Source organism: Nonomuraea zeae, from assembly GCF_005889725.1.
In the GTDB taxonomy this organism is placed as follows: Bacteria; Actinomycetota; Actinomycetes; order Streptosporangiales; family Streptosporangiaceae; genus Nonomuraea; species Nonomuraea zeae.
Map to the genome: position 1 here is coordinate 1 of NZ_VCKX01000307.1, position 13,898 is coordinate 13,898.

3 protein-coding genes are annotated in these 13,898 nt (G+C 75.4%); all 3 read right to left on the reverse strand.

The window, feature by feature from the left end; all coding sequences use genetic code 11:
- Window positions 1-1,013, reverse strand: a 1,013-nt coding sequence (locus ETD85_RS51510; RefSeq protein ID WP_206059412.1) for a beta-ketoacyl synthase N-terminal-like domain-containing protein, incomplete at its 3' end; no start/stop codon positions are given.
- A 28-nt stretch (window positions 1,014-1,041) separates the two neighbouring features.
- The gene (locus tag ETD85_RS51515) at window positions 1,042-12,534 is read right to left on the reverse strand and encodes a type I polyketide synthase (protein WP_138697179.1); all 11,493 of its coding nucleotides are present in this window, start codon (window positions 12,532-12,534) and stop codon (window positions 1,042-1,044) included.
- Window positions 12,531-13,898: type I polyketide synthase (locus ETD85_RS51520; protein ID WP_138697180.1), on the reverse strand; the 1,368-nt coding region annotated here is incomplete at its 5' end. The genes ETD85_RS51515 and ETD85_RS51520, both read right to left, overlap by 4 nt.

Genomic DNA, 13,898 nt, shown 5'->3' on the forward strand with positions numbered 1-13,898 from the left:
GCGTCCACGTCGGCGGGGGTGAGGCGGGCGTTGGCGAGCGCCTGGCGGATGACGCGCTGCTGGGCGGGGCCGTTGGGCGCGGTGAGGCCGTTGCTGGCGCCGTCCTGGTTGACCGCGCTGCCGCGGATGACGGCGAGCACGGGGTGACCGTTGGCCTGGGCGTCGGAGAGCTTCTCCAGCAGCAGGAGGCCGGCGCCCTCGCCCCAGCCGGTGCCGTCGGCGGCGTCGGCGAAGGACTTGCAGCGCCCGTCGGGAGCCAGGCCCCGCTGGCGGCTGAACTCGATGAACAGCATGGGCGTGGCCAGCACGGCCACCCCGCCGGCCAGCGCCAGCTCGCACTCGCCGTTGCGCAGCGCCTGCACCGCCAGGTGGATCGCCACCAGCGAGGACGAGCACGCGGTGTCCACGGTGACCGCCGGGCCCTCGAAGCCGAAGGTGTAGGAGATGCGCCCCGACGCCACGCTGCCCGCGCTGCCGTTGCCCAGCAGGCCCTCGAACCCGGCGGGCGGGCGATCCATCAGCCGCGCGGCGTAGTCGTCGTACATCACCCCCGCGAACACCCCCGTACGGCTCCCGCGCAACGAGGAAGGAGCGATCCCCGCCCGTTCCACGGCCTCCCACGCGGTCTCCAGCAGCAACCGCTGCTGCGGGTCGATGGCCGGCGCCTCACGCGGGCTGATGCCGAACACCCCCGGGTCGAACAGGTGCGCGTCGTGCACGAACCCGCCCTCCCTGGCGTACGACTTGCCCAGCGCCTCGGGGTCCGGGTCGTAGATCTCCTCGACGTCCCAGCCGCGCTCCGTCGGGAAACCGGACACCACGTCGAGGCCGTCGGCCGCGATCCGCCACAGCTCCTCGGGCGTGCGCGCGCCGCCGGGGTAACGGCAGCCCATGCCCACGATCGCGATCGGCTCGTACGCCGCCGCCTCGACCGCGGCCAGCCGCTGCCGGGTGGCGTGCAGGTCGGCGGTCACCCACTTGAGGTAGTCGACCAGCTTCTCTTCGTTCGTCATCTCGCACCAAACCCTTGTGTGACGGTTGTCAAGCCCGTCCCAGCTCCCTGTCGATGAAGGCGAAGACCTCGTCGGCGGTGGCTGAGCGGATCCTGTCCTGGACGTCGTCGTTCTGCGTGGCCTGCGCGTCGGACCAGCGGGCGGCCAGGGCCTGCAGCCGCGCGATGATCTGCGCCCGGTCCTCCTCGGCCGGCTCGGCCGCGTCCAGTGCGGCCTCCAGCCGGTCGAGCTCGGCCAGCACCGGAGCGCCCGACGCCTCGGGCGCGAGCCGTTCCCGCAGGTAGGCGGCGAGCAGGGCGGCGGTCGGATAGTCGAAGACGGCCGTGGCGGGCAGCCGGACGCCCGTGGCGGCGTTGAGGCGGTTGCGCAGCTCGACCGCCGTCAGCGAGTCGAAGCCGAGCTCCTGGAAGGCACGGTCGGGATCGACCGACTCCGGGGTGCTCCGGCCCAGGACCGCCGCGATGTGGCCACGGGCCAGGTCGAGCAGGATCCGCGTCTGCGCGGCGGCGTCCAGCCCCGTCAGGCGCTGCGCCAGCGCCGCCGCCGAGGTGCCGGAGCGCCTGGCGGGGACCGTGACCAGGCCGCGCAGCACCGCGGGCAGCACCCCGCCGCCCGCCTGCGCCCGCAGCGCCGCCAGGTCCAGCTTGATCGGTACGAGCGCCGCGGCCCCGGCCGCCAGGCCCGCGTCGAACAGCGCCAGCCCTTCCTCCGACCCCAGCGGCACGAGCCCGCCGCGAGCCGGTGCGGCCTCGGCCGTCATCTCGCTGGTCTCGGCCCACAGACCCCACGCCAGCGAGGTCGCGGGCAGCCCCTGCGCGTGCCGGTGCTGCGCCAGGGCGTCCAGGTAGGCGTTCGCGGCGGCGTAGTTGCCCTGCCCCTGGCTGCCGAAGACGCCGGCCGCCGAGGAGAACAGCACGAACGCCGACAGATCGTGATCGCGGGTCAGCCGGTGCAGGTGCCAGGCGGCCTCGGCCTTGGGCCTGAGCACCGCGTCGAGCCGTTCGGGGGTGAGCGCGCCCAGCGTGGCGTCGTCCAGCACGCCCGCCGCGTGGACGACGGCCCCCAGCCGGACGCCGTCCAGCAGCTCGGCCAGCGCCTCGGGGTCGGCGGTGTCGCAGGCGGCCACGGTGACGCGGGCGCCGAGCGACTCCAGGCCGGCGGCCAGCTCGGCCGCTCCGGGGGCTCCGGGGCCGCGGCGGCTGGTCAGCAGCAGGTCGCGGACCCCATGGCGGGTGACCAGGTGGCGGGCGAGCAGGCCGCCGAGCGTGCCCGTCCCGCCGGTGATCAGCACCGTGCCGTCCAGGGCCGGGGGCGTGGCGCCGGTGACGGCGTGCCGGGCCAGGCGGGGCACGTACGCGGCCCCGCCGCGGAGCGCGACCTGCGGCTCGCCCGACGCGATCGCGCCCGCCAGACCGTCGAGGTCGCCGAGGTTGTCGAGGCCGTCGGTGTCGATGAGGGTGAACGTCCCCGGGTTCTCCGACTCGGCGGTGCGGATCAGGCCCCACACGGCGGCCGCCGCCGGGGCGGTCACCGCGTCGCCGCGGCCGGTCGTCACGGCGCCGCCGGTGAGGACGATCAGGCGGGACGAGTCCAGCGCGGCCTCGGCCAGCCAGCCCTGCACCAGCTCGAGCGCCTGCCCGGCGACCGTGCGGACGTCCTCGCCGCGTCCCAGCCTGGCCAGGACGACGGGCGGCGCCGCCGCACGCACGGCGGCCAGGTCCGCATACGGTACGGCCCCCAGCACGGCGGCCAGATCGTCGTCGCCGAGGACCGCCAAGGGCACGCCGCCCGCCTCGGCGCCCTTCATGGGCTCCCAGTTCAGCTCGAACAGCGAGTCGCGGTTGCCCGCCAGCTGCTCCCTGGCGATCTCGCGGAGCGTCATGGCCTCGGCCGACAGGATCGGCTCGCCGCTCTCGTCGGCGACCTCCAGCCGGACGGCGTCGTCGCCCTCGGGCGTCAGGCGCACCCGGACGGCCGAGCCCGCGGGCGCGTGCAGCGTGACGCCCTCCCACGAGAACGGCAGCCGCAGCCTGGACTCCTCCTGCGCGGCCGGCAGCAGCGCCAGCGCGTGCAGGGCGGCGTCGAGCAGCGCCGGGTGGACGAGGAAGCCGCCGGCCTCCTCGGGCAGGGCGACCTCCGCGCAGATCGCGTCGCCGGACTGCCAGGCGGCGCGCAGCCCCTGGAAGACGGGGCCGTAGTCGAGGCCGAGCGTGGCGAGGCGGTCGTACAGGTCGTAGGTGTTGAGCGGCTCGGCCCCGGCGGGCGGCCACTGCCGCTCCGGCGCGGGCGGCGCTCCGGCGGGGCTGAGCCGACCGGCGGCGTGCCGCGTCCACGGGGCGTCGGGCGCGGCGTCGTCGGCGCGGGAGTGGATCGCGCAGGCCCGCTGCCCGTTCTCGTCCGGGGCGTCCAGGCTGACCTGGAGGTGCACGCCGCGTTCGAGCGGCAGCGGCTGGTGCAGGGTCAGCTCCTCCAGATGGCCGAGCCCGGCCTGCTGCCCGGCGAGCAGGGCCAGCTCGACGAACGCCGTGCCGGGCAGGATCGGGGACTGCAGCACGGCGTGGTCGGCCAGCCACGGGTGCGACTCCAGCGAGAGGTGGCCGGTGAGCAGGTGACCGTCGCTGCCCGCGAGGTGGGTCAGCCCGTCGGCCAGCGGGTGACCGGTGGTGCTCAGGCCGGTGCGGGCGGCGGAGCCGGGGATCAGCCAGTAGCGCTCGCCCTGGAAGGGATAGGTGGGCAGGTCCACGCGGCCGGAGACGGGCCAGGTGACGGGGATGCCGTGGGTGTGGGCGTGGGCGAGCGCCGTGTCGAACTGGGCGTGGTCGCCGCGGTCGCGCCTGAGCGTGGCGATGGTGGAGGTCTGTTCGAGCGCGCTGGTGAGGACGGGGTGCGGGCTGATCTCGACGAAGTGGTGGTGGCCGGTGTCGAGCAGCCGCTGGGTGGTCTCCTGGAGGCGTACGGTGCCGCGCAGGTTGCGGTACCAGTAGCCGGCGGTGAGCTCGGTGGTGTCGAGCCGCTCGGCGGTGACGGTGGAGTAGAACGGCACCGCGGACGGCTGAGGGGCGACGCCGGCCAGCAGCTCCAGCAGCTCCTCCCGGAGGCTCTCGACGTGGGGGGAGTGGGAGGCGTAGTCCACCGGGATGGTGCGGGCTTTGACGCCTCGCTCCTCGTAGGTCGCGACCAGCCCGGCGATCGCGTCGGGGTCGCCGGAGACGACCGTGGCGCGGGGGCCGTTGGTGGCGGCGATCGCGACCCGGCCTTCGAGGGCTTCGAGGTCGGCTTCGACGTGCTCGGCGGGCAGCGGCACGGAGGCCATGGCGCCCGTACCGGCGAGCGCGGTGATGGCGCGGCTGCGGAGTGCCACGATCCGGGCGGCGTCGGCCAGGGTGAGGGCGCCGGCCACGTACGCGGCGGCGATCTCGCCCTGGGAGTGGCCCATGACGGCGTCGGGGCGCACGCCGGACGCCTGCCACAGCACGGCGAGCGAGGTCATGACCGCGAACAGGGCGGGCTGGACCACGTCCACGCGCTCCAGCGCGGCGCCGTCGCCGCGCAGGACGTCGATGAGGTTCCAGTCGGTGTGCGGGGCGAGGGCGTCCGAGCAGGCGTCGAGGTGCTCGCGGTAGACGGGCGCGGAGTCGTAGAGGTCCATGGCCATGCCCGGCCACTGCGCCCCCTGCCCGGGGAAGACGAAGACGACCTTGCGGCCGGTGACGGCCTCGCCGTGGATGGTGTTGGGCGCGGGCTCGCCGGCGGCGAGGGCGTGCAGGCCGCTGATGAGCTCGTCGCGGTCCTGGCCGGTGACGGCGGCGCGGTGCGCGAAGCGGGCGCGGGCGGCCAGGGAGTGGCCGACGTCGGCCACGGACAGCTCGGGGTGCTCGGCCAGGTGCCCGGCCAGGCGGGCGGCCTGGTCGCGGACGGCCTGCTCGGTCTTGCCGGACAGCAGCCACGGGATGGGCCGGTCGGCGGCCGGCTCCTGGGCGTTCCGCGCCGGTGCGGATTCGAGGATGACGTGCGCGTTGGTGCCGCTGATCCCGAACGAGGACACGGCGGCCCTGCGGGGCCGGTCGTCGCCGTGCTCGGGCCAGGGGGTCGGCTCGGTGAGCAGGCTGACCGCCCCGGCCGTCCAGTCCACGTGGTGGCTCGGCGCGTCGATGTGCAGCGTCTTGGGCAGCAGGCCGTGCCGCATGGCCTGGACCATCTTGATGACCCCGGCCGAGCCGGCCGCCGCCTGCGTGTGGCCGATGTTGGACTTGATCGAGCCCAGCCAGAGCGGGACCTCGCGGTCCTGGCCGTAGGTGGCGAGCAGCGCCTGGGCCTCGATCGGGTCGCCCAGCGTGGTGCCGGTGCCGTGGGCCTCGACCGCGTCCACGTCGGCGGGGGTGAGGCGGGCGTTGGCGAGCGCCTGGCGGATGACGCGCTGCTGGGCGGGGCCGTTGGGCGCGGTGAGGCCGTTGCTGGCGCCGTCCTGGTTGACCGCGCTGCCGCGGATGACCGCGAGCACGGGGTGACCGTTGGCCTGCGCGTCGGAGAGCCGCTCCAGCAGCAGGAGGCCGGCGCCCTCGCCCCAGCCGGTGCCGTCGGCGGCCTCGGCGAACGGCTTGCAGCGCCCGTCCGGGGCCAGACCGCGCTGGCGGCTGAACTCGACGAACAGCATGGGGGTGGCCATGACAGCCACGCCGCCGGCCAGCGCCAGGTCGCACTCGCCGCTGCGGATGGCCTGGGTGGCCAGGTGCATGGCGACGAGCGACGAGGAGCAGGCGGTGTCGATCGTGACCGCCGGGCCCTCGAAGCCGAAGGTGTAGGAGATGCGCCCCGACGCCACGCTGCCCGTCGTACCGGTCAGCAGGTAGCCTTCGGCGCTCGACGGAGTGTCACCAGAGCCCAGCGCGTACTGCTGCGAGGCCATGCCCACGAACACCCCGGTACGGCTGCCGCGCAGGCTCGCGGGGTCGAGCCCGGCCCGTTCCATGGCCTCCCACGACGTCTCCAGCAGCAACCGCTGCTGCGGGTCGGCCGCCAGGGCCTCGCGCGGGCTCATGCCGAAGAAGTCGGCGTCGAACCGGCCGACGTCCCGGACGAATCCGCCCTGGTCGGTGTAGGTCGTACCGGAGCGCTCCGCAGTGGGGTCGTAGATCCGGCCGAGGTCCCAGCCCCGGTCCCCGGGCATGCCCGTTACGGTGTCCTCACCGCGCCTGACCAGCTCCCACAGCTCCTCGGGCGAGCTGACCCCGCCGGGGAAGCGGCAGGCCATGCCCACGATCGCGATCGGCTCGTCCGAGCCCGCCGCCACGGCGGCACGGCCGGGCTCCGGCACGCTCTCCTCGGTGCCCTGCACCAGGGAGTCCACGTAGGCGGCCAGGTCGTTCGCGGTCGGGTGGTCGAAGACCAGGGTCGCGGGGAGCTGCAGCCCCGTCGAGGCGTTCAGCCGGTTGCGCAGCTCCACCGCCGTCAGGGAGTCGAACCCGATCTCCTGCAGCGCCCGGTCGGGCGCGACGGCCTGCGCGGAGTCGTGCCCGAGCACGGCGGCGATGTCGGCGACCACCAGCTCCAGGACCGCCCGCCGCCGCTCGGTCTCGCCCAGGCCGGCCAGCCGCAGCCGCAGCCCGGCGGCGTCACCGCCGCGCCGGGCCCGCCTGGGCCGCGCGGCCGTGCCGAGCAGCCGCCCGGCGATCGGCGGCAGCAGCTCCGACTCCGCCAGCCCGCGCAGCGCCTGCTGGTCGATCCGGACCGGAACGAGCATCGCCCTGGCCGTGACCAGGCCCGCGTCGAACAGCGACAGCCCTTCCGCGGACGTCAGCGGCACCAGCAGGTCCTGGCGGGCGCTCGCCGTCATGGCGCTGGTCTGCGCCCACATGCCCCAGGCGAGCGAGGTCGCGGGCAGCCCCAGCGCGTGCCGGTGCGCCGCCAGGCCGTCGAGGAAGGCGTTCGCGGCGGCGTAGTTGGCCTGGCCAGGGCTGCCGAGCACCCCGGCGACGGACGAGAACAGGACGAACGCGTCCAGGTCCAGCCCGGCGGTCAGCTCGTGCAGGTGCCAGGCGGCGCTCGCCTTGGCCCGCAGCACGGAGTCCAGCCGTTCGGGGGTCAGCGACGTCGCGATGCCGTCGTCGATGATCCCCGCGGCGTGCACGACGGCGCGCAGCGGCCGGTCAGCCGGGACGCCGGCGAGCACGGCGGCCAGGGCGTCGCGGTCGGCCGCGTCGCAGGCGGCCACGCTCACCTCGGCGCCGTGCCCGGACAGCTCGGCCACCAGCTCCGCCACGCCCTCGGCCGCGGCGCCGCGCCTGCCGAGCAGCAGCAGGTTACGCACGCCGTGCTCGGTCACCAGGTGGCGGGCCACCAGCGCGCCGAGCGTGCCCGTCCCGCCGGTCACCAGCACGGTGCCGTCGGGCCGCAGCGCCGCGGGCTCGTGCTGGGACAGGGCCTGCGGGACGGTGAGCACGACCTTGCCGATGTGCCGCGCCTGGCTCAGATAGCGGAACGCCTCCCCGCTCGAACGCACGTCGAAGCAGGTCAGCGGCAGCGGCCGCAGCACGCCGCGGTCGAACAGCTCGCCCAGCTCCAGCAGGATCTCCCGCATGCGGTCGAGCCCGGCGTCGGTCAGGTCGAAAGCCTGGTAGTCCACGCCGGGATGGTCGGCGGCGACGTCGCCGGGCCGCCGGATGTCGGTCTTGCCCATCTCCAGGAACCGGCCGCCGCGCGGCAGCAGCCGCAGCGAGGCGTCGACGAACTCCCCGGCCAGCGAGTCGAGCACGACGTCTACGCCCTCGCCGCCGGTGGCCGCCAGGAAGGACTGCTCGAAGTCCAGGGTGCGCGAGCCGGCGATCCTGTCGCCGGTGAAGCCGAGCTCGCGCAGCGCGGCCCACTTCGGCGGGCTGGCGGTGCCGTACACCTCGGCGCCCCAGTGGCGGGCGAGCTGGGTGGCGGCCATGCCGACGCCGCCCGCTGCGGAGTGCACGAGCAGCCGCTGGCCCTGGCGCAGCCCGGCGAGGTCGCGCAGCGCGTAGAAGGCGGTCATGAAGACGATCGGGGAGGCGGCGGCCTGCGCGAACGTCCACCCGGACGGCACGTGCGCCAGCATCCGCCGCTCGGTGGCGGCGACCGGCCCCATGCAGCCGGTGAACAGGCCCATCACGCGGTCGCCCGGCGCGAACTCGGTCACGCCCGGGCCCACGTCGATGACGACGCCCGCTCCCTCGCTGCCGATCAGCGCCGCGCCCGGATACATGCCGAGCGCGATGAGGACGTCGCGGAAGTTCAGCCCGGCCGCCTTGACGGCCACCCGCACCTGGCCGGCCTCCAGCGGGAGCGTCGCGTCAGGCGTTTGCGCCATGGTGAGGTTGGCCAGCGTGCCCGGGCGCGTGACGTCGATCCGCCACGGGCCGTCCGGGGGCTTCAGCAGGTCGGCAGCCGTCTCCCGCTCCAGCCGCGGTACGCGGAGCACGCCGCCGCGGACGGCGGCCTGGCTCTCGCCCGACTCGACCGCGGCGACCACGCCCGCCCAGGTGGTGGCGTCGTCGATGTCCAGGATGACGAACGTGCCGGGGTTCTCCGCCTGGCAGGATCTGACCAGGCCCCAGACGGCGGCGGCGCCCACGCCGGTGACGCGCTCGCCGGGCTGCGCGGCCACCGCGCCCCGGGTCAGCAGGACCAGCCGGGCGCCGTCGCGCTCGCCGGCCAGCCACTCCTGGACCAGGGCGAGCGCTCGGCCCGCGGCCTCGCGCGCGTCACCGTCACAGAAGGCCACGACGACGTCGGCCGCGCCCGGGACGTCGGCCGTGTTCGCGGGGTCGGCCGTGTTCGTGAGGCCGGTCCAGCGGGCGGCCTCGGGTCCGGGCTCGATCGGGAGCTCCCCGGCCACGGCCCACCGCAGCGCGCCGGAGTCCGTCGTGCCGGGGGCGGGGGCGTCGATCCAGTCCACCCTGAGCAGCGCGTCCGAGCCGCCGGAGGTGCCGGCGAGCTGCGCGGCGCTGACGGGCCGCACGGTCAGGGCCGAGACGTTCGCGACGGAGGCACCGGTGTCGTCCCAGATGGTCAGCGCGGCCTTGTTGTCGCCCGTGCCGGACAGCCGTACCCGCAGGCTGGTGGCGCCCGGCGCGTGCAGCGTCACCCCCGACCAGGAGAACGGCAGCCGCACCTGCCCGGCCTCGCCGGCCAGCAGCGAGGCGTGCAGGGCGGCGTCGAGCAGCGCCGGGTGCACGCCGTACCCGTCCGCGTCCACCTCTTCGGGCAGCACGACCTCGGCGTAGACGTCGTCGCCCGCCAGCCAGGCGGCCCGCACGCCGTGGAAGGCCGGGCCGTAGGCGACGCCGAGGTCGGCGAAACGGGGGTAGAGCTCGCCGGCGTCCGCGGCGACGGCGCCGGGGGGCGGCCACGCGGCAGCGCCGGAACCGGCGGTGGGATCGGCGGCCGGGGCGTCGGCGGTCAGGGTGCCGGTGGCGTGCCGGGTCCAGTCGCCCTCGCCGGTCCGCGAGTACACGATGATCGCCCGGTGCCCGTCCTCGTCGGCGGCGTCCACGCGTACCTGCACCTGAGCCTGCTCGTCCCCGGCGAACGTCAGCGGCGCGTGCAGCGTCAGCTCGCCGACCCCGGCGCAGCCCACCAGGTGGGCGGCGTGCAGGGCCAGCTCGACGAAGGCGGTGCCGGGCAGCAGCGCGACGCCGTGCACGACGTGGTCGGCCAGCCACGGGTGGCTGCGTACGCTGAGCCGGCCCGTCAGCAGGAGCCCGTCGCCGTCGGCGATGGAGACGGCCGCGCCGAGCAGCGGGTGCCCGGCGGCGTTCAGCCCGGCCGCGGACACGTCGCCCGCGGGCTCGGCGGTCTCCAGCCAGAAGCGGTGCCGCTGGAAGGGGTACGTGGGCAGCTCGACGTGCTCGGCGCCGGCGGCGAGCGGCGACCAGTCCACCGGCACGCCACAGGTGTGCAGCTCGGCCAGCGCGGCCAGGAACGTCGCGGGCTCGGGGCGGTCCCGGCGCAGCGACGGCACCAGCACGGACGCGTCGTCGGCCAGCTGGCCCGCCATCGCCGTCAGCGTGGCGTCCGGGCCGAGTTCGAGGAACGTGTCCACGCCCAGGCGGCGCAGCTCGGCCACGCCCTGGTGGAAGCGGACCGCGTTGCGGATGTGGTCGGCCCAGTAGCCGGGCGAGGAGAGCTGCTCGGGGGTGGCGACGGCGCCGGTGAGGTTCGACACGATGGGCAGCCGCGGCGGGTGGAAGTCCAGCCCGGCCGCCAGCGCGGCGAACTCCGCGGTCACCGGCTCCATGTGCGGCGAGTGGAAGGCGTGGCTGACCTGGAGCTTCGTGACCTTCCGCCCGCCAGACCTGAACGTCTCCGCGACCGCCTCGGCCGCGTAATGGTCACCGGAGACGACCACGGACCGCGGCCCGTTGACCGCGGCGATCGCCACCCGCCCGGCGGCCGGATCGGCCGCGGCGATGGCGGCTTCCGCCTCCGCCTCCGTGGCCTGGATCGCGATCATGGCCCCGCCCGCCGGGGCCGACTGCATGAGCCGGGCCCGGCCCGCGACCAGCGCGCAGGCGTCGCGGAGGTCGAGCACGCCCGCCGCGTGCGCCGCGCTCAGCTCGCCGAGCGAATGGCCGATCAGGTATGCGGGAGCGACCCCCAGGTGCGTGACCAGCCGGAACAGCGCGGTCTGCAACGCGAACAGGGCGGGCTGGGTGTAGGCGGTCTGGTCGAGCAGCGCCGCCGCGGGCGTGCCGGGGGCGGCGAACACCACGTCCTTGAGCGGCCGGTCGAGGTGCGGGTCGAGCGCGGCGCACACCTCGTCGAACGCCGCGGCGAACACGGGGAACGCCTCGTACAGCTCGCGACCCATCCCGGGCCGCTGCGAGCCCTGCCCGGAGAACAGGAACGCGGTCTTCCGCTTGCCTGCCGTGCCCCTGAGCAGCAGCGGGCTCTCCTCGCCGGCGGCGAGGGCGTCCAGGCCGGACAGCAGCGCGTCACGGTCCTCCGCGACGACGGCGGCCCGGTGCGTGAACCTGGCCCGGCCGCTGAGCGCGGCGGCCACGTCGGCCGGCCGCAGGCCGGGGCCGGCCGCGACGAACGCCCGCAGCCGGGCGCCCTGCTCGCACAGTGCCTCCTCCGACCTGGCGCTGATGATCGCGGGCAGCCCGCCGGCCGGCTTCGGCGCCGTAGCGGCAGGTTCCGGGGCCGGCTTCGGCGTCGCGGCGGTTGGGTCGGCCTGCTCGATGATGAGGTGGGCGTTCGTGCCGCTGATGCCGAAGGAGGACACGCCCGCCCGGCGCGGCCGGCCGGTCTCGGGCCAGGGGACGTTCCCGGTGAGCAGCTCGACCGCGCCCGACGACCAGTCCACCTGCGGGGTCGGCGCGTCGATGTGCAGGCTGCCGGGCAGCACGCCGCGCCGGATGGCCTCCACCATCTTGATCACACCGGCGATCCCGGCCGCCGCCTGCGTGTGCCCGATGTTGGACTTGATCGACCCGAGCCGGAGCGGTGTGGCCCGCCCCTGCCCGTACGTGGCCAGCAGCGCCTGCACCTCGATCGGGTCGCCGAGCTTGGTGCCGGTGCCGTGCGCCTCCACGGCGTCCACCTGCTCCGGGATGAGCATCGCGTTGTCCAGGGCGGCCCTGATGACCCGCTCCTGGGCCGGGCCGTTGGGAGCGGTGAGCCCGTTGCTGGCGCCGTCCTGGTTGACCGCGCTGCCCTTGAGCACGGCCAGGACCGGGTGGCCCTTCCTGCGCGCTTCGGAGAGGCGTTCGAGCAGGACGACGCCCGCTCCGTCGGAGAAGCCCGTGCCGTCGGCGGCGGCCGCGAACGCCTTGCAGCGTCCGTCGGGCGCGATCCCGCCCTGCCGGCTGAACTCGGTGAACACGCTCGGCGTCGCCATCACGGTGGCCCCGCCGGCCACGGCCAGCTCGCACTCCCGCGCCCGCAGCGACTGCGCGGCCAGGTGCAGCGCCACCAGCGACGACGAGCACGCCGTGTCCACGGTGATCGCGGGCCCGGCCAGGCCGAACGTGTACGCGATCCGCCCCGACATGACGCTCGCCGAGATGCCCGTGCCCAGATAGCCTTCGACGCTCTCCATCCCGGCGACCGTGCGCCGCAGGTAGTCCTGGCCGTTGCTGCCGACGAACACGCCGGTGCGCGAGTGCCGCGCGGCGGCCGGATCGATGCCCGCCCGCTCGAACGCCTCCCAGGTGAGCTCCAGCAGCAGCCGCTGCTGCGGGTCCATGGCCAGGGCCTCGCGCGGGTTGATGCCGAAGAACTCGGCGTCGAACCCGGCCACGTCGCCGATGAAGCCGCCCTCCCACGCCTGCTCCCAGCCCCGGGCCTCGGGGACGGGGGCCATCGCGTCGCCGCCCTCGGCGACCAGCCGCCACAAGCCGTCAGGAGAGTCCACGTCTCCGGGGAAGCGGCAGCTCATGGCCACGATCGCGATGGGCTCGCGGTCCTTGGCCTCGCTCTCGCGTAACCGCTGGTTGGCCTGGCGCAGGTCGGCGGTCGCGCGCTTGAGATATTCGCGTAGCCGGTCTTCGTTCATCGTGAGGATTCCCCTCCGCGCGCGAGCTCGTTTTCAAGGACTTGGAAGAGCTGCTCGTCCTCCGCGGACAGCAGGTCGATCTCGTCTGTCTCCGGCACGTCGCCGTCGATCTTCCAGAGGATGGCGCGCAGCCGCGCCGCCGCCCGCTGCCGGTCCTGCTCGGGCAGCCGGTCGAGGGTGCTCTCCAGGCTTTCGAGGTCGGCCATCAGCCGGCCCGGCCCGCCGCTCTCCTTCGGCTGGAGGCTTTCGCGCAGGTAGCCGGCCAGGGCGGTGGCGGTCGGGTGGTCGAAGACCATCGTCGCGGGCAGCCGCCTGCCGATCGCCTCGCCGAGCTGGTTGCGCAGCTCGACGGCGGTCAGCGAGTTGAAGCCCAGGTCCTGGAAGGCCAGGTCGGGGTCGATGTCCTCGGCCGAGTCGTGTCCCGCGACGGCGGCGACGTGCTCGCGTACCAGGTCGAGGAGCAGCCGGTGCTGCTCGTCCGCGGTCAGCCCGGCCAGGCGCGCCGGCCAGGACACCTCGGCCGGGCCCGCGCGCCGGGCGGGGGCGCGGGTGAGGCCGCGCAGCGCGGACAGGTCGATCTCGGCGGGCGCCACGACCGGCAGGTCGAGGTCGAGTGCGGCGTCGAACAGCTCCAGCGCCACCTCCGAGGACATCGGCACGACGCCCGCCTTGCCCATGCGGCCCCTGTCGCTGCCGTCGAGCAGCTCGGCCATGCCGCCGTCGGTCTCCCACACGCCCCACATGAGCGAGACGGCGGGCAGCCCGAGTGCGCGGCGGCGGTGGGCGAGGGCGTCGAGGTAGGCGTTGGCGGCGGCGTAGTTGGCCTGGCCGGGGTTGCCGAACACGCTCGACAGGGACGAGAACAGGACGAACGACCGCACGCCCAGCTGTTTCGTCTGCTCGTGCAGGTTCCAGGCGGCGTCCACCTTCGGGCGCAGTACGGTGTGCAGCTCCGGCGTTCCGAGCGAGCCGACGATGCCGCCGCTGACGACGCCCGCCGCGTGCACGACCATGGTCAGCGGGTGCGCGTCGGGGATCTCCGCCAGCAGGGCGGCCAGCGATTCGGGGTCGGCCACGTCACAGGCGGCCAGGCGCACTTCGGCGCCCAGCTCCCGCAGCTCGGCCGCCAGCTCGGGGGCGCCGGGGGCGTCCGGCCCGCGCCGGCCGGCCAGCACCAGGTGCCGGGCGCCGAGCTCGCCGACCAGGTGCCTGGTGAGCGGGCCGCCCAGACCGCCGGTGGCCCCGGTGACCAGCACGGTTCCCTCAGGATCGATACCGGGGAATCCGCGCGAGGCGGGGCCGGTGTGCTCGGCCGACTGGTTCGTGGTGGCAGTGGGGGCGGGCGGTTGGGGCGTGGTCTGGGT